Below are 17,366 nucleotides of genomic sequence, written 5' to 3' on the forward strand. Positions count from 1 at the left end.
CTCGTCACGCCGCGGCATGAACAAGCGCAGCCGACGCAGCATGCATCGACGATTTGTCAGGCAATCCGAAGCAATTTGTCATTCGCGCGTCATCGGAAAGTCGGCTCCGCGTTTTATCGTGGTCCCTTCGGTCTCGTGCAAGCGATGCGCGCCATCACCGCGAAGCGTCGCCATTGCCTCGCATGGCCGGATACGGCATGCTGGGACGAACGCTCGATACGCTCAGCCGTTCTGCCCGGCCCCTGCCGATGAGAGTCGCATTCACGCGGAGCTATCAGCTTGGTCCCCGTCACCACCGCCGTTCGCCGTCCCAGCCGCCCAGACACGCATGCCACCGCCCACGCACGCCCATTCGCACGGGGGACCGCACGATGAAGACGCGCGCGTGGCTCACCGGGGCAATTGCCGCGCTGCTTGCGGCTGAGTTGTTCTCGTTCGGCGATATCCGGCACACCGCCGCGAGCATTGCCTCGCAGCTCGCTGCGATGCTCGCGGCGCTCTGCGCGCTGAGCGCGCTGCTCGGCTGCGTCTACACGTTGCTGGCGGGCGCGCTCACGCGGCGCTTCTTCGCGCGCGCGCCACGCGAGCCGCGACATTGTCCGCCCGTGACGATCGTCAAGCCGCTGCATGGCACCGAGCAAGCGTTGTTCGCGAATCTCGCGAGCTTCTGCGAGCAGCGCTATGACGGCCCGATCCAATTCCTGTTCGGCGTGCACGACCGCAACGACCCCGCGCTGCGCACAGTCGAAGCGCTATGCCGCGCCTTTCCGCACGCACGCGTGACGACGATCGCCGACGCGCGCCTATACGGCCCGAACCGCAAGATCGCCAACCTCGTCAACATGCTGCCGGCTGCCACGCATGATTTGTTGATCTTCGCGGACAGTGACGTGAGTGTCGGCCCCGATTACGTGCGCCACGTCGTCGGTGAACTCGAACAGCCCGGCGTCGGGCTCGTGACCTGCGCGTACCGCGGCCGGCCCGATCCGGGGTTCTGGCCGCGCATCGAATCGCTCGTGACCAATCATCATTTCCTGCCCGGCGTCGTCACGGGCCTCGCGCTCAAGCTCGCGCGGCCGTGCTTCGGACAGACCATCGCGATGCGCCGCACCACACTCGACGCAATCGGCGGTCTCACGCAATTCGCACACCATCTCGCCGAGGATCATGCGATCGGCGAAGCGGTGCGCGCGCACGGCGAACGCGTATCGGTGCCGCCGTTCGTCATCGAGCATGGCTGCGTCGAAACGAGCGCGAAACGGCTCGCCACGCACGAACTGCGCTGGAGCCGCACGATTCGCGCCGTCGATCCGCTCGGCCATCTCGGCCTGATCGTCACGCATCCGTTCGCGCTCGCGCTGTTGAGCGCCGTGCTGTCCAACGGCGCGTGGTGGTCCTGGGCGCTCGTGCCGATCGCGCTGGCCGCGCGCTTGGCTGCCAAATACGCAACCGATCGCGCCGTGCGGCAGCCGGTGCGCGACCCGTGGCTACTGCCGCTCGCCGATCTGGTCGCATTCGGCGTCTTCGTCGCGAGCTTCTCGTCGTCACGCGTGATCTGGCGCGGCTTGAGTTTCGATGTCGATCGCGACGGCCGCTTGTGCCCCGCCCCCGAAAAACGCCCGAACACATAGCGCCGCCGGCCCGCCGCATTACTTCGTCATGCAAAACGAATCGATCCCGCAGCAAACGCCGATACAGCCGCACGCGCCGCGCCGGCGCGCGCTCAAGCATGCCGGGCGTATCGCAGCGCTCGCCGGCCTCGCGCTGTCGCTCTGGCTCGTCGCGCGCGACAATCCCGCTGCTGTGCTTGCGTTGATGCGTGCCGCGGGTGCCGGGCTCGTCATCGCCGCCGCCGCGCATCTACTGCCGATGCTCGCCAACGCCAAGGATTGGCAAACGCTGTTCGCCCCGGCCAGCCGGCCGGGGTTCGCCGCGATGCTGCGGCTCGTGTGGATTCGCGAATCGATCAACGGGCTGCTGCCTGTTGCGCGGATCGGCGGCGAATTCGTGTCGTTCCGCCTGCTGCGCGCGCTCGGCATCAGTGCGCCGGCATCGGCGGCAAGCCTGGTCGCCGATATCCAGCTCACGCTGATCAGCCAAGCGCTGTTCGCGCTCGCAGGCGTCGGTTATCTGCTGACGCGCACGGCGTCGAGCACGCTGCACGTCGCCGGTATGTTCGCGTGGGGGCTTGCCGCGCTCGCGCCGCTCGTGATCCTGTTCGCGCTCGTCCAGCATGCGAAGCCATTCGAACGCGCGATGCAGGCGCTCAATCGCGTCGCCGGCGGCCAACTCACGTCGCTCGTCGAACGCTCCGCCCAGGTCGACGACGCGCTCAAGGCGATCTGGCGGCAGCGCGGCGCCGTGGTGCGCTATCTGTTCGTCTGGCAGCCGCTGCAGCATTTAGCGACGTCGCTCGAAATCTGGCTCGCGCTGCATTTTCTCGGCGCGCATCCGTCGCTCGTCGATGCGCTTGCGATCGAGGCGTTGATCCAGGCGGTCAGCAGCGCCGCGTTCTTCGTGCCGGGCGGGCTCGGCGTGCAGGAAGGCGGCTTCGTGCTGATCGGCGGCGCGCTCGGGCTCGATCCGGCAACCTGCCTCGGGCTCGCGGGAGCGCGGCGCATCCGCGATCTGCTGATCTTCGTACCCGGGCTCTTCGCGTGGCAATTCGCCGAGGCGGCGGTCACGGCACGCAAATCCTGAGTGTCATCCCCGCGCGCGGCCCGCGAATGCGCGCACGTCACGCGATCTTCAATTTCCGCGCGCATAATCAGGCTTGGCCGTATTCGATCTGGAATGCGTACTATTTTGCGACAGGTAGCTTCAGCGCCGAGTCGCGGAACTCACGCAGCCACATGGCCGGCCTGCCGACGCGCTACGCGGTGTGCGCTACCCCTCTTTCCGTTCACACCAAATTCAAGTAAGGTTGCCAAGCTGCTGCCCGGCGCGGCATGCAGCGGTCACTGCCAGCCGTGGCTTACCGGCAAACGAACAAGAAAATTCGAGATAACCAGGAGAGAGGGCATGCGTTGGCAATATCCCGTCGCGGCGCTCGCGATCGCCGCGCTCGTATGGACTGGCGTGCGCATCGCATCGACCGATGCGGCGTCTTCCACCGGGCCGGCAGGGCATCCGCAGCCGGCCTCCCCCGCGCAAGTGGCCAACGCATTCTCCGCGGCCTCGGCGGCCGCGTCGCGCGGCGCGCCGCCGCCACCGCTTCCCCCACGCGTGACCGAATACATCGCGCACGAATACGCGAACTCCGCCAGCACGCGCGAGGCACTCACGCAAATCGCCCATGGCTGGAGCCAGGCAGTCAACAACGTCCACAATCCCGACGACGCCAAGGTCGCGGGCAACGCAATCGCCCAGGGCATCGCGTGCGCGCTCAGCCCGGGCGTGCTGACGAAGGCGGGCGTCGATCCGCAAACGATGCTCGATCGGATCAAGAGCACGCGCGCGATCATGCTCGACACCGAAGCCGACACGCTTGCCTACATTCGCTTCCAATCGCTCGCGGGCGGCCAGTATTTCAATGATCCCGGCCCCGCGTCATGCAGTTTCAATCCGGCGTCGCTGCCGAATTGAATTCACCGCCCTGATGTTTTCCCCTACCCAGGAGGAGCTGTCCGATGAAAAAGTTAGCAACGCTGATGATCGCCGGCTCGCTGCTCGCGCTGCCGTATGTGCCGCTGCTGAACGCGGCACGGGCCGCGACGGCTGCGCCCGGTTCGGCAATCGTGTTCGTCAACGGCATCAACAACACATTCGACGATGCGCTCGCGAGCCTGCAAGTATTGAAAAACGAACTGAACACGCGCGATGCGGGCAACACGTACGTGTATGGCAACGCCTACAACGCAACACAAGGCACCCTCGGCGATCTTTATCAGGTGTTCAAACAAAAGTCGGTCGAAGGGTCCAGTCCGGCGGACTTCTGGCGGGCGATCGACGGTGGCAGCGTCCCGTCGAGCGGCATGGACGCCGCACTCGAGCAGAAATACGTGTCGATCCTGACGCAAAACAATATCCCCGAATTGCCGGATCATCTGAATCAATATCGCACGTACTTGCAGCAGAACCGCAAGGTCGTGCTGGTTGGCCATTCGCAGGGTTCGCTGTATGCGAACTTCGAGACGAACCTCCTGATCACCGGGCCGGAACGGGCGCAGGGCAAGATCACGACGGTCAACGTCGGCAATGCGGCGCGCTATCTGCTGCCGGGCTCGAGCTATCTGACGTCCACGTCCGATACGGTGATCGGCAGCCTCGGCATCGTGCAGACGGTCATGCCCGCGAATTTCTCGATGGGCCCGCATCTGCTCACCGACCCGTTCGGCCACTCGTTCGTGCAAATCTATATGAACCAGTCGTTCGCGGCAGCCAAGCAGATTCTCACGCAGGTATCGCAACAAGCGAACAGCCCGGCACTCGCCGCGCGCTGAAGCGAAACGGCGCGAAGCAAAACGGCCCGCTTTGAACTGCATGCCCAAAGTTGGAGGCCAATCCAACTTTGGGACGGCCATTCATTTGCGCGGGCCGTTTCTTTGTCGCTCGAATCAAACGGGATGCCGCGCCGCCATCAGAAGATGTTGCGCAGCCCGATCGACACGCCGGTCTGGTTGTTGCGTCCCGGCAGCTCGACCGTCGCCGCACCGGTCACCTTGCTGAAATCTACCGTGCCGTAAATTTCGGTGCGCTTCGACAACGCATACTCGGCCAGCGCAACGCCCGTATAGCGGTTGCCGCTCGCGAGCTGGCCGCTCGCGTTCGTCGCATTGCGCATATGGTCATAGTAGAACGCGCCTGTCAACGTAAGCGCAGGCGTTGCCTGCCAGCTCACGCCGGCGAACGGGCCGTCGTCGATCCGGCCCGTGCCCTTCGGCGCGCCGTTCGCGAACAGCCCCTGCTGTTGCACGAGCAAGCCGTCGACAAAACCCGTATCGTCCTTCGAGCGTAAATAGCCCGCGTAGAGTTTCACGGTGCTGAACGCGTAGACGACGTTCGCGTGATAGATCGTCTGCTTGCGGCTGGAATTGTCGCTGTTCTGCTGAACGCCCGCCGCTATGCTGATCGGCCCCGCCACATACGACAGCGAAAAGCCGTACATATTGCCCGCGCCCAAATGGCCCGGAATCTGGCCAGAGAAGCCGCCCGTGCCGGTCGACGTCGAATCGGTGCCGAACGAGTAGATCGCGCCGAGCGTCAGGCCGCCAAACGTGCCGCGATACTTGATCGAATTATCCGCATAGAGCCCCGCGCCGAGCGCGACCGGCAGCCATGCGTTCTCGAGATAGTTGCCGACCGTCAACGGATCATACGTATCGCTCAGCAGATCGAACAACACAGTTTTCTGGCGGCCGAGCGTGAGCGTGCCGTACTGGCTCGACAGGCCGACATAGGCGGCGCGGTTGAACATCCGGTGGCGGTCCGAGAACGATCCGTCCTGCAGGTTCATGCCGCTTTCGAGATTGAAGATCGCCTTCAAGCCGCCGCCGAGATCCTCGTTGCCGCGCAGGCCGATGCGGCTGTTCGTGATCGCGCCGTTCGTCATGAACACGCGGCCATCGTTATTGGCGTTCGAATTGGTCAGATAGCGCACGCCGACATCCGCAACGCCCCAAAGCGTCACCGAGCTTTGCGCGATGGCTTGCTGGCTTGCGAGCGCCAGCATCGCCCCTGCTGCACCCCCCGCGATTCTAGTCATTGGTTTCATTGATTGTCCTGTATGAACTGTCTCCGTCTCCCGCACTCGGCCATGGCCGCAGCAGGCTTCGCCGTCACGCGCGACGAGCCCGCAAATCATATGACGATGTCGGCTCCGGCCAAAAAAAGACCATGCCGGATGGGCGGCGTTGTCGTCATTGCGCAACGGTGGGCGGCGGCCGGCGGTTCGCCGCGACGTTCGGCCGGCCCTCGGGCGCTCAGGCAGTCAGCCACGCCGGGCGTCGCGCTCGCAAAAGCGCAGGCGGTTGCCGAACGGATCGGCAATCTCCATCACTCGCCCCAGTCGTGGCGCTCGACCGACGGGCGCGCATAGGCGTAGCGCTTGGCGTGAAGCTCGTCGCGCAGCGCATCGATGCCTTCGAGCGGCGCGAAGACCGTCGAGCCCGGCGTCGCATCGCCGTGGTGTTCGCTCAGATGCAGGATCAGATCGCCGCGCCGCACCTGCGCGTAAAGCGGCAAGCCGGGCTCGAAGCGATGCTCCCATTCGAGCGCGAAACCGAGGAAATCGACGTAAAACTCCTTCGCCTTCGGTTCGGAGAAGATTCGCAGCACAGGAATCGCAGATGAAAATTGCATCGAGGCACCCTTTCTGTCGGGATTCGCTGACGCCCGCGCGTATCGGGTATGCATGGATGCGGCAGCGGATGCGTGGCCCACCGTGCGCATGCGCGCGCGCATGCACCGTGCGCCGTGCGTCATTCGCCGTCCTGCGCGGGCGCGCGCGCGCCGCGCCGCGCACGCCGGATGATCTCCGCGAATGCCGCAATCAGCAGCAGCACCGCGCCCCATAGCGCATTGCCGCCGGTCAAGCGCGTCAGCAGGCCGCCCAGCACCGCGCCGAACAGGAAACAGAAACTGATGATCGCAAGCAACGCCGAGTCGTGCAGCACCCGTGCGTCGTAGCGGGGAATCAGGCCGGCGAACAGCAATTGCGCGGCGCGGCGCAGATTGCCCGTCGTCATCACCGATGTATAGGACAGGCTCTCCAACTGAGTAAACGACAACGTTTGCAGCGTCGCGACGAACGAGATGCCCGGAATCAGCCACGCGCTCGACCACTCAGGCCAGCCGCACGAAGCGAGCGCAAGAAACACGATCTCCACGCACAGCGCAACGAATGCCGTGTGCCGGACCCAGCCCTTTTGCGCAGCGAGCCCCAGCAAATGCGAGACGAACACCGCGAGCACGAATCCACCGAGCGGCGGCACATGATGCAGCGCCTGCGCCCAGTCGCCCGCCGATACGTTGATGCCGAGCAGCGCGACATTGCCCGTCATCGTATTCGCGAACACACGGCCATGACCGACATACGTATACGCGTCGAGAAAGCCGCCCGACAGTGTCAGCAGCGCTGCGACGCTCAGGTTGCGGCTGGCGGCATCGAGGTTCATGACCGCACGCCGCTCATACTTGCTTCAGACAGCACACCTTGCGCACGAAACCACCCGCATGCCTCTATCCTGCCGCCGGCGAGCCGGATACGCTTCACCGTCGGGTCCATCTTGAACGTGATGGACAAACCGTTGAGCGCCAGCTCCTTGCCACTCGCGGCCGTGCCGGCGCCGGCGAACGTGTTGCCGTTCGCGTCCCTGACGATTGCCGTTGCTGCATCCGCAGCCGCGGCAGTCGACGCGTTGGCAGCCGGCCATTCATATGCGCAGTGCGCGCAAATATAATGACCGCCGTCGGTGCAGGTGTTGTCCATCGCGCATGGCGGGCACGCGAAAGGTGTCGGCTTCATAGGCGCAGCCTGGTTTCCGATTGGTCGAATGCGCGCCAGTATACCCGCCGCCCCCGGCCCCTCCCATCACGTCTCAACACTTTGCCTTGTCATGACTGCCGTCCAATTCTTTCTGCGCTATACCGCCGTGCCGTTCATCGCCATCGTGCTCGTCGTCGTGTGGGCGCTCAACCGCGAAGCCGATGAGATCGATGCGCGCCAGTACGCGGCGCTCGCCGCCGCCTATCCCGGCTTCACGCCGGATCTGCGCGATGAAGTTGGACAGGCGATGCGCGACGGCAAGCTGACGAAATCCGACTACGCGTCGATCGTGCGCGACTCGCTGAACCACGGCTTCGTGCTCGACTGGTCCGCACCCGGCGCCGGCCTCGCAGCCGAGCGCGCCCGGCTGCTCGGCCTCGTGAAGGGCGACGCGCACGATACGGCGCCCTGAGCACGCGCAGCGCGCCATGAATACCTCTGCGTCGTGGCAGCGCCCCTGCTCAAGCGACGAAACCGCTCGCCACGCCCAGCAGCGCGCCGCCCGCCAGCAGCCAAAGCGGATGCACACGCGTGCGGTACGCGAGCGCCGCGCTTGCCGCGGTGATCCCCCATTGCAGCGCCGAATGGTTCGAGGCTTCGGTAATCAACACCGCGCTCGCGATAACGAGGCCGGCCGTCACCGGCATCATCCCTTGCTGAACATAGCGGCGCCACGGCTTGTCCTTGAAGCGCTCCCATGCATGCAGCACGAGCATGGTCACAACCGACGACGGCCCGAATTTCGCGATCGACGACACGGCAAGCCCCGGCCATCCCGCGACATGCCAGCCGACAAGCGGCACGATCATCATGTTCGGGCCCGGCGCGGCCTGGGCAAGTGCGAACAGCGCGGAGAACGCCTGCGCGCTCATCCAGTGATGCACGTCGACGACTTGGCGCTGCATCTCCGGCAAGATCGTGTTGCCGCCGCCGAACGCGAGCAGCGAAAGCTGGGCGAAAATCGTCGCGAGCGCGGCAAGCGTGCTGCTCATTGGTGTGCTCCCGGCGGGTTGGGGTCAACGTTGGCGGCCGAGCGCGGGTTCGTGGCGTTCGTGGCGTTCGTGGCGTTCGTGGTGTTCGTGGTGTTCGTGCCGTTTGTGGCATTCGCGGCATTCGCGGCGGCGCCGCCTTCGCTCCCGCGCGTACCGCGCTGCGCGCGCGATGCAAGCCAGATGCTCACCGGCGTCAGTACCAGCATCGTCGGCAGCAGCGCGATGCGCAGCCCGGCGATCGCGACGACCGCAAGCGCCGCAATACAAGCCGCCTGGCGCGCATGACGCAGCGGCTTCGCCACTTTCCCCGCCATCGCGATCAACAGGCCCGCCGCCGCGGCCGCCAGGCCGCCGAATAAATGCTGTACCTGCGGATGCTGCTGCGTCTTCGCATACAGCACGCCCAGCGCGACAACCACGAGCGTCGGCCCGGCAACGAGGCCCATCAGGCCCGCGAGCGCACCCGGCACGCCGCGAAACCGCATCCCGACGGCCACCGACAGGTTGATCACGTTGCCGCCGGGCAGAAACTGGCACAAGCCGAGCAGATCAGTGAACTCGTCGGCGCTAAGCCAGCGGCGCTCCTCGACAAGCGCGCGCCGCGCAAACGGCAGCGCACCGCCAAACGATATCAGCCCAAGGCCGAGAAACCCGATGAATAAATCGGCAACGCTGATCGCCCGCGCGCCGGAAACAGGTTCGAGCGGAGATTGCATAGGGACCCTCGCGATTTCGATGTGCGGAGATTACGCCCGTTCATCGCGCGTGCAAAACGATTTTGCCGACATGCGCTTGTGATCTAAAATCACAAGCATGGCACGCGATCTCCCCCCTTTTCCTGCATTGAAAGCCTTCGAGGCTGCTGCAAGACATGAAAGTTTCAGTGCCGCAGGCGAAGAACTGCATGTGACTCACGGTGCCATCAGCCGTCAAATCGCCGCATTCGAAGCGTGGCTCGGCAAGCCGGTATTCCACCGGCACGGCAAACGCGTGAAGCTCACCGACGAAGGGCGCCGCTATCTCGTGACAGTCGAGGCGGCATTCGACAGCATCGCGCTTGCGACCGAGCAACTGCGCCACACCGGCGCGGCGCGCGTGCTGCGCATCGATGCGCTGCCTACTTTCGCGATGAAATGGCTGCTGCCGCGCCTGTCGCGGTTCCAGCGCGACACACCGAACGTCGAACTCAAATTGTCGACATCAAATGCGCCGCTTGGCGCGCTAGACGGTTTTGACGTCGCCATCCGCCGCGGGCCCGGCCGCTGGCCGAATTGCGCAAGCGGCCGCTTTCTCGACGAAAGCTTGATTCCCGTCTGCAGCCCGGCGCTGCTCAAGCGTGCGCCGATCGCAAGCGCGGACGATCTCGCGCGCCACGTGCTGCTGCATTCGGATACGCGCCCCGGCGCATGGCGCGAATGGTTCGCCGCGGCGGGCGTGCCGATGAGAAACCGCAAGAAACAGTCGTTCGACCATTTCTATCTGGCGCTGCAAGCGGCGGTGGATGGCCTCGGCGTCGCGCTCGGGCCGCTACCGCTGATGGCCGACGAACTCGCGAGCGGCCGGCTGGTGACGCCGCTGCCGGGCCCGAGGATCGCGGCGCGCAGCTACTGGTGGATCGCGCCGCGCGAGGCGTCCGGTGAAGCGCTCGTCAACCGGTTTTGCGCGTGGCTCGAAGCGCAGGCCGATGCCGGCTGAACGCCGGCGCGACGGCGATCTGGCGCACGGCCCGCCGCAGCCCGGCTGCGTCGGCAGCCGGCGGCGCGAAGCGGCGAGCGGATGACGCATTGCTTGGAGCGCCTCCACTGCGTGAAGCATGCGTCCGCGCTAGCGCGCGCACGCTCAAACCACCGGCCCCGGCTCCTTCTCCTTGCGCAGCAGCGCGTAAAGAACGATCGCACCGAACGTCGCGGTGCCGATTCCGCCGAGCGCGAAGCCGCCGAATTTGACCGAAAAATCGCCCGCGCCCAGCACGAGCGTGACCGCAGCGACAATCAAATTGCGGTTGTCCGAGAAATCAACGCGGTTGACCACCCAGATCCGCGCGCCCGTCACCGCGATCAGCCCGAACACGACGATCGACACGCCGCCCAGCACCGCCTGCGGAATCGTCTGGATCAGCGCGCCAAATTTCGGCGAGAAGCCGAGCGCGACCGCGATCAGCGCGGCGGCAACGAACACGAGCGTCGAATAGATCCGGGTAACCGCCATCACGCCGATATTCTCCGCGTAGGTCGTCACACCCGTGCCGCCCGCGCTGCCTGACACGATCGTTGCAAGTGCGTCGCCGATGAACGCGCGGCCGACGTAGCGGTCCAGATTGCACCCCGTCATCGCGCTCACCGCCTTGATATGGCCGAGATTTTCCGCGACGAGGATGACCGCGACGGGCGCGATCAGCGCAAGCGCGTGTGGATCGAATGCCGGCCGGCGAAACGCCGGGATGCCAAACCACGCGGCATGCGCGACGCTCGCGAAATCGATCGGTTTGCCGAGCCCGAGCCCGTTGGCCGCCACCGCGTAGATCGCATAGGCGATCAGCACGCCAACGAGAATCAAGAGCCGCTGCAGCATCCCGCGCGCGAACACCGCCACGCCGCCGACGCACAGCACCGTCACGAGCGCGAGCGCCGAATCGAACGCCGACGCGCTGACGCTCTTTACCGCGACCGGCGCGAGGTTCAGCCCGATCACCGCGACGATCGCGCCGGTGACGACAGGCGGCATCAGCGCCTCGATCCAGCGCGTGCCGATCACCGCGACAATCGCGCCGATCAGCGCGTAGACGACGCCGCACGCGATGATGCCGCCGAGCGCCACCGGCACGTTGGCGTTCGGCCCCGCGCCGCCGTAGCCGGTCGCCGCGATCACCACGCCGATGAACGCGAAGCTCGAGCCGAGATAGCTGGGCACGCGGCCGCCGACGAGCACGAAGAACAGCAGCGTGCCGACGCCGGACATCAGGATGCAGAGGTTCGGGTCGAAGCCCATCAGCAGCGGGGCGAGCACGGTCGAGCCGAACATCGCGACGACGTGCTGCACGCCCATCGCGGCCATTTGCGGCCAGGACAGCCGCTCATCGGGCGCGACGACCTGGGTTGCATCGGCGCGCGGCTGCAACCGCCAGCGCGGAAAATAGGAATCGGTCATCGCGGGGCTCTCCTCTGGTCCGGGTACGGCGCGCGGGAAATGGCGCGCCGCGCGAAAAATCACGCGGGAGTGTACGGAGCGGCAAACGCGATGACAAGAGAGCGCGGCGCGGACGGCAAAGCGCACGGCCGCACGAACGGTGGAACGGCCACCGCGCGGAAGCGGCGAATCCGTTGTGCGGCAAGCGCGAGCGATGGCGCAAACGCCGGCGCCGCGGCAAAAAATGCCGCAACATCCAGCAACCGGCCCAAAAGAAGCGATACGAGACGGCGCGGCACGCCGCCGCGTGCCGCTTACGGATTCAAATACTGGAACAGCGATAAATTCTGCATCTGCACAAACGTCTTCTGCGCGGCAGACAGCGCGTTCTGCACTTGCAAGAACTGGCTGATCGCGGCCGGCAGATTCGTATCGGTCAGATTCGACAGGTTGTTCGCGGTTTGCAGCGAGTTCGTCGACGTCACCGCCTGCATCGCCTTTACCTCCTGCGCGCGGCCGCCAACCGACGCCTGCACGGTCAGCACGTTCGTCATCGTATTCGTCAGCTTTGTCGACGCGGTCGCGAGCGCGTTCGTCAGCGCGGTCGACGCGACCGGATCGCTGCCGACAGGCACCTTCAGCGCGGCGATCGCCGTGTCGAGCGTCGCGAACACGTCGGTGCCCGCCTGCGGCGCGGGCGTGACGGTGAACGTGTCGCCAGGCGCGGGCTTGCCCGACACCGCCACCGTCTGGCCGCCGAGATCGATGCCCGCGCCGGGCGAATAGGGCTGGGCCGCGCCGGTGGCCGGCGGGACGACCGTATTATCCGTGACCGTATAGGTCGGCGCGGCCGCCGTGCCGCCGAACGTGATCGTGAACTGGTGCGCATTGGCCGGATCGGACGCGCTCGTGATGCTCACCGCGCCGATCGTGCCCGAGCCGGCATTGGCCGCGCCGGCGGCCGGCACCGGCAGGCTTCCCGCGAACGGCACCGAAAGGAACACGCTTGCGCCGTCGTCGCCCTGCGCGATCGTGCGCGTGTCGGCAATCTGCACGGTACGCGCGCCGGGATCGCCGCTATACGTGACGCCGCCGCCCGGCTTGTTCGAGAACGGCTGCGTTGTGGTCTGAAAGCCCGCGAACAGATAGTTGCCCGCGCCGTCCGCGGTGTTCGCGAGTGTCAGCAGATGGTCGCGCACGCCCTGGAGCTGCGCGGCGAGCGCGGCGCGGTCGGTGTCGGACAGCCCGCCGTCGCCCGCGTGCATCAGCAGGCTGTATGCGCTGTTCAACTGAGTGTTCACGCTGGCAAGCGTCGCGTCCTCCGTTTGCAGCGCGCTCAGCGCGCTTGCCTGGTTCGTCGTGTACTGCGCAAGCGCCGCCGACGCCGCCGACAACTGCACCGCCTGCGCGGCCGCGAGCGGATTGTCGGCGGGGGTGGTCAAGCTGATGCCGCTCGAGACTTGCTGGTAAAGCTGCGCGAGTTGCGCCTGCTGGTCGTTCATCATGCCGACGTTCAGGCTGTATAGCTGGGCGCTGGAAATACGCATCGCTCGTCCTCCCCGCTCAATTGAACAGACCGAGCACGGTCTGGAACAGTGAGTTCGCCGTCTGGATCACTTTCGCGTTCGCCTGATAAAGCTGCTGATATTGCATCAGGTTCGCTGCCTCCTCATTCTGGTTCACGCCGGATACCGACTGCTGCGCGGCCATGGCCTGGCCGACCAGCGCTGTCTGCGCGGCGCTCGACGCCTTCAGTTGGCTCGCCGCATTGCCGATCGCGTTCACGTAGCTCGCATACGCGCCCGTCAGCGTCGCCGTGCCGCCGTTCATTGTCTTGCCGTTGACGAGCTTCGACAGCGCGAGCGCGTTGCGCCCGTCGTTCAGGCCCGTGTTCGCGGCAATCGTGAAGCGGTCGCCGTCGGCAGGCGCGCCCGACAACGTGACGGACACGCCGTTCATCACGCCGGCCGGCGCAGGCTGCACCGTGCTCGACACCGTCAGCGTCGCGCCGAGCGACGCGTCATACGGCACGCGCGTGGTCGGGCCCGTGATGTCGATCGATGTCGGCGGTGTGCCCGCGATCGTGACCGTCGTGCCCGCCGGGAAGCCCGTCAGCGATTTCGTCGCCGCATCGTAGGTGAGCGTCGTCGTGCCGGACGGCAACTGGTAGCCCGCGCTCACCGCGCCTTGCGAGATCACGCCCGTGCCGCTGTTGGACGCCGCGCTCGCCGCGAGCACCGGCGAGGCCGCCGCGATCGCCGCACCGTTGGAGGTGGCGAGCGCGAACGCGTCGAGCGCGCCGCGCGTCGGCAGCACGGTGAACGCGTCGCCGGCGGCCATCGTGCCGGTGATCGACAGCTTGAGGCCGCCGAGCGTCGCCGGCAGCGTATTCGACGTGCCGACGACGTTGCCCGTCGCGCGGTCGGTCAGTGCATACGTCGTGCCGTCGAACGACAGCGTGTAATCGCCCGACGGCGGCTGCGTGCTGTCGGCAAACGACGCGGCAAGCGCCGCGCCGCCGGTGTTGCGCTGATTCGCATAGACGGCCGGATTCGCGACGGTGAACAGATCGCCGCCCGGCTTGCCCGACAGGTCGATGCCAAGCGCATTCTGCGCGTTGACTTGCGCGGCGAAGCTCACCGCGAGCGCGCCTAGTTGCGCCTGAGCGGGATCTAGCGTCTGGCGGCGAAACTGGAGCAGGCCGCCGAGCGTGCCGCCCGTCAGCGACACATCGGGCAGATACTGCGCCGCGCCCGGTGGATTCGTGCCCGTGATGCCCTGCGACACGATCGTGAGTTCGCTCGGATCGGACTGCGACGCAACAGCCGCGAGCTGGTAGCTCGCGCTCGCGACAACAAGCGGCTGCCCGCCCGCGAGGAACACGCTGTAATTGCCGTCGCTTTGAACCACCTGAACGCCGACGAGCTGCGATAGGTTCGACACCGCGAGATCGCGCTGATCGAGCAACTGATTCGGCGGTTGCCCTTGCGCGCTCGCACCCGCGATCTGCTGATTGAGTTGCGCGATCTGCGCCGCGTAACCGTTGATTTGCGAGACGGCGCTCGTAAGTTGCGAATTCACGTTCTGACGCAATTGCGCATACTGCTGGCCGGCCGCGACGAGTTGGCTCGCGAGCGTTTGCGCGTTGCTCATCGCGGTTTGCCGCGTCGACGGATCGGACGCGTTGTTCGCCACCGTCTGCAATCCGCTGAAATAGTTCGAAATCGCAGACGAGATGCCGGCCGTCGGGCTGCCGACGTAGTTGTTGAGCTGCGCGACGAGCGTGTAATACGCCGACAGCGCGCTGCCCTGCGTTTGCGCGGCGTTGAGCTGGTCTGACAGATACTGGCTGTACTGGCGCTCGACGGTCACCGTCGCCGCGCCTTGCGGCAGATAGCCGCTCGACGTGTATTGGCCGCCCGCCTCCGCAAACACGGGGCGTTCGACCGAGTAGCCGGGCGTCGCCGAATTGCTGATGTTCTGGCCGGTGGTGGTGAGCCCCCAGAGCGCGGCGTTCAGGCCGCTGACCCCAAGGTTCATGAGGATGTTGGACATGAGCGATCCTATTAGCCGGCCGCGCCGCGGCCGCCGGGTTGCGTGGATTCCTGGGATAACGGCCGCGCGTCGGAAAAATTGAGGCCGCGCGCGAAGCGGCGAACGCGCCGAAACGGCCGGGCGCGGCCCGGCGCATGAAACGGGACGGACGGCGGGCGTGCCGGCCGGCCGCGCATCGCGCCGATCACGCCGGCACGCGCGTATGCGTAGCATACGCATACGCACGCCGCCTCGGCCGCTCGCCCGCACCGATAGGCGCGGGCGGCACGCAGACGCCGCGCTACGTGCGCGCGAGCTGCCGCCGCTTCATTTCGAGCTGCGTGATGAGCCGCTGCAACGTGTTCTCCGTGCTGCCCGGCAGCGACACAAAACGAAACCCGAGCTGATGGCGGCACGCGCCGCTCGGCGCGCGGGTGGAGCGGTGCGCGACGAGTTGCAGGTCGAGCGACAGCATCCCATGCCCGTTCAGGTTCAGCTCGACATCGTGCAGCGTCGTGCCGAGTTCGAGCGCGGCAACACGTTCGTCGGCCGTGCGCAACCCGAGGCCGCCGAGCGACAGGTTATGAATTTCGAACAGAAAATGCTCGCCGTCCGGCAGCTTGCCGCGGCAAACGAACGGATCGACGAGCGGCGCATTGACGCGGAAGTACTCGCGGCGCTGCACGCAGTAAAGCACCTCGGGAAAATCGGCTTCGAACGCGGGCAAGCCTTCGAAGCGCGTTTCGCGCGGCGGCACGGTAGAGAATTCAACGCGTATGCCGTCCGGCGCCGCGCGGAACTCGCAGCACGGCGCGGCGAGCATGCCCGCGTTTTGCTCGGCGAGCGCGCCCCAGTCGAACACGAAGGTTCGCGCGCCGACGTCGACGTCGAGAATACGGGTAACGAGCTGGCCGCCGCGATATTCGACGGTCAAAAAATCCCTGCGATTGACAAGATTGCGCAACTGCACGCCGATCTCGAGCGGATTGCGGCGGCCGAAATCATGGCCGGTAGGCGCAATGGCGCCTTCGCCCTGACGAGTCGATTGTTCGGTGTTCATGGCTTGCCGGTATTTATCTTGATGCGCCCATGTCCTGCTTCCCCGAGGCGCGGAAAGACCGGGCTCAGCGCGCCCGATCACTGGTCTCTTGCATTTAGCGGCAACAGCAGCGCAAAGTTTAGATCGAATCCGTTTTATATTTTTGTTAGCAAACGTCAAAACCGCGCGAATCCTCGGCCATCGCGCGGTTCGATGTCGCGGGGGCCGGCGGCGTCAGCCGATCTGCTGCATGATCGAAATCAGTTTCTTCGCATAAGCCGGATCGGTCGCGTAGCCCGCCTTCTGCATGCCGTGCGCGAAACCCTCGACGCTTTGCCCGGCGTTCAGCACGCCGGCATAACGCGGATTGTTTTTCAACAGATTGGCATAGTCGGTCATCGCATGCTCGTATGAATCGTATGCGCGGAACTGTGCGACGACGCGGCGCGGCCGGCCATCCACGTATTCGGTCGTCACGGCCGACACCGTGCGCCCGCGCCAGCCCTTGGTCGCCTTGATGCCGAATACGTTGTAGCTCGCCGCGCCGTCCGCGCCGCGAATCTCGCGCCTGCCCCAGCCCGATTCGAGCGCCGCCTGGCCAACGATGAAACGTGCCGGCACGCCCGTGGCGGCGCTTGCCGCCTGTGCCGCGCCGGCCAGCTTGTCGACGAATGCGTCCACCTGCGCCGAGCCGTCGCCGCCGATGCCGCTTCCCTTCGGCGGCATCAGCGCGCTTGCCGCCGAATAGCCGCGGCTCGCGAGCGCGCCGCGGCGCGATGGCGCGCCCGCATAGGCGGCCGCGAGCGCGCTCATCGCCGCGAGGCCGCCTTCGTCCCGCGCATCCGGCGCGCCGGATGCGCCGTTCGTCTGACGCAGAAGCTGCTTGGCCAGCGCATCGGCAACGCCGATGCCCTTCGCTGACATCTGCTGCGCAAGCTGCTGATCAAGCATCGACGTATACATTTTCGACGCGCTCGAATCGAGCAACCCGCCGGACGGCGTCGCGTCGCGCATGCTCTTGAGCATCATTTGCGTGAACATCGCGTCGAACTGGCCCGCGACCATTTTCACGCCGTCGCGCGGCGCCGCCGTCGCGGCCTTCGCGCGCATCGCGTCGAACCCCTGCATGTCGAGCGCGAAGCGCTGCGACAGATCGTTTGCCTTCGTGAAATTCGTCACCCGGATGCCC

15 protein-coding genes and 2 pseudogenes are annotated in these 17,366 nt (G+C 66.1%); 6 read left to right on the forward strand and 11 right to left on the reverse strand.

Translation table 11 applies throughout. The features are described from left to right. Positions 1-371: 371 nt before the first annotated feature. The 4 genes from hpnI (at position 372) to WS68_RS19920 (ending at position 4,442) form a co-directional block, all read left to right on the forward strand. The gene (gene hpnI / locus WS68_RS19900; RefSeq protein WP_059572378.1) at positions 372-1,631 is read left to right on the forward strand and encodes a bacteriohopanetetrol glucosamine biosynthesis glycosyltransferase HpnI; all 1,260 of its coding nucleotides are present in this window, start codon (positions 372-374) and stop codon (positions 1,629-1,631) included. 28 nt (positions 1,632-1,659) lie between these two features. After that, positions 1,660-2,700, forward strand: coding sequence for a lysylphosphatidylglycerol synthase domain-containing protein (locus WS68_RS19905; RefSeq protein WP_059572379.1), 1,041 nt, complete (start codon positions 1,660-1,662; stop codon positions 2,698-2,700). A 321-nt stretch (positions 2,701-3,021) separates the two neighbouring features. After that, entirely contained in the window at positions 3,022-3,585 is a 564-nt protein-coding gene (locus tag WS68_RS19915; RefSeq protein WP_059572381.1) for a hypothetical protein, read from the forward strand. 44 nt (positions 3,586-3,629) lie between these two features. Next, positions 3,630-4,442, forward strand: coding sequence for a hypothetical protein (locus WS68_RS19920; protein WP_059572382.1), 813 nt, complete (start codon positions 3,630-3,632; stop codon positions 4,440-4,442). Between the two features lie 137 nt (positions 4,443-4,579). On the opposite strand, the gene WS68_RS19925 is transcribed toward WS68_RS19920, so the two are convergent. The 4 genes and pseudogenes from WS68_RS19925 to WS68_RS19940 all read right to left on the reverse strand — a co-directional run bounded on the left by WS68_RS19925 (position 4,580) and on the right by WS68_RS19940 (position 7,465). After that, the gene (locus tag WS68_RS19925; RefSeq protein WP_059572383.1) at positions 4,580-5,713 is read right to left on the reverse strand and encodes a porin; all 1,134 of its coding nucleotides are present in this window, start codon (positions 5,711-5,713) and stop codon (positions 4,580-4,582) included. Positions 5,714-5,929: 216 nt separating this feature from the next. Next, positions 5,930-6,300 (reverse strand): annotated as a pseudogene (locus WS68_RS19930) (glyoxalase superfamily protein). A gap of 119 nt (positions 6,301-6,419) precedes the next feature. Next, entirely contained in the window at positions 6,420-7,115 is a 696-nt protein-coding gene (locus WS68_RS19935) for a YoaK family protein (protein ID WP_059572384.1), read from the reverse strand. After that, positions 7,112-7,465, reverse strand: coding sequence for an alkylphosphonate utilization protein (locus WS68_RS19940; RefSeq protein ID WP_231753070.1), 354 nt, complete (start codon positions 7,463-7,465; stop codon positions 7,112-7,114). Before WS68_RS19940 ends, WS68_RS19935 begins: the two co-directional genes overlap by 4 nt. A 91-nt stretch (positions 7,466-7,556) precedes the next feature. On the opposite strand from WS68_RS19940, the gene WS68_RS19945 reads away from it, so the two are divergent. Beyond that, positions 7,557-7,898 carry a hypothetical protein gene (locus WS68_RS19945; protein ID WP_059572385.1) on the forward strand — a complete coding sequence of 114 codons (342 nt, stop codon included), beginning with the start codon at positions 7,557-7,559 and terminating at the stop codon, positions 7,896-7,898. A gap of 49 nt (positions 7,899-7,947) precedes the next feature. On the opposite strand, the gene WS68_RS19950 is transcribed toward WS68_RS19945, so the two are convergent. Both WS68_RS19950 and WS68_RS19955 read right to left on the reverse strand, forming a co-directional pair. Continuing rightward, positions 7,948-8,478, reverse strand: a complete 531-nt coding sequence (locus tag WS68_RS19950) for a chromate transporter (RefSeq protein WP_059572386.1) — start codon at positions 8,476-8,478, stop codon at positions 7,948-7,950. A gap of 134 nt (positions 8,479-8,612) precedes the next feature. Next, positions 8,613-9,194 (reverse strand): annotated as a pseudogene (locus tag WS68_RS19955) (chromate transporter); the annotation flags it as partial. A gap of 97 nt (positions 9,195-9,291) precedes the next feature. Between WS68_RS19955 and WS68_RS19960 the strand changes: the two are divergent. Continuing rightward, positions 9,292-10,173, forward strand: a complete 882-nt coding sequence (locus tag WS68_RS19960) for a transcriptional regulator GcvA (protein WP_059572387.1) — start codon at positions 9,292-9,294, stop codon at positions 10,171-10,173. A gap of 144 nt (positions 10,174-10,317) precedes the next feature. Here WS68_RS19960 and WS68_RS19965 read toward each other — a convergent pair whose 3' ends face one another. The 5 genes from WS68_RS19965 to flgJ form a co-directional block, all read right to left on the reverse strand. Beyond that, positions 10,318-11,625, reverse strand: a complete 1,308-nt coding sequence (locus tag WS68_RS19965; RefSeq protein WP_059572388.1) for a solute carrier family 23 protein — start codon at positions 11,623-11,625, stop codon at positions 10,318-10,320. Positions 11,626-11,918: 293 nt separating this feature from the next. Further along, on the reverse strand, positions 11,919-13,151 hold the full coding sequence (gene flgL, locus WS68_RS19975; protein WP_059572390.1) for a flagellar hook-associated protein FlgL: 1,233 nt from the start codon (positions 13,149-13,151) through the stop codon (positions 11,919-11,921). Between the two features lie 16 nt (positions 13,152-13,167). Beyond that, complete coding sequence (gene flgK, locus WS68_RS19980; RefSeq protein ID WP_059572391.1) at positions 13,168-15,159, reverse strand: flagellar hook-associated protein FlgK; 1,992 nt, start codon at positions 15,157-15,159, stop codon at positions 13,168-13,170. Between the two features lie 280 nt (positions 15,160-15,439). Further along, entirely contained in the window at positions 15,440-16,198 is a 759-nt protein-coding gene (locus WS68_RS19985) for a flagellar brake protein (RefSeq protein WP_059572392.1), read from the reverse strand. A 213-nt stretch (positions 16,199-16,411) separates the two neighbouring features. Then, complete coding sequence (gene flgJ, locus WS68_RS19990) at positions 16,412-17,356, reverse strand: flagellar assembly peptidoglycan hydrolase FlgJ (protein WP_059572393.1); 945 nt, start codon at positions 17,354-17,356, stop codon at positions 16,412-16,414. Between the last annotated feature and the right edge of the window lie 10 nt (positions 17,357-17,366).

The sequence above is a fragment of the Burkholderia sp. TSV86 genome (assembly GCF_001522865.1).
Taxonomy (GTDB): Bacteria; Pseudomonadota; Gammaproteobacteria; order Burkholderiales; family Burkholderiaceae; genus Burkholderia.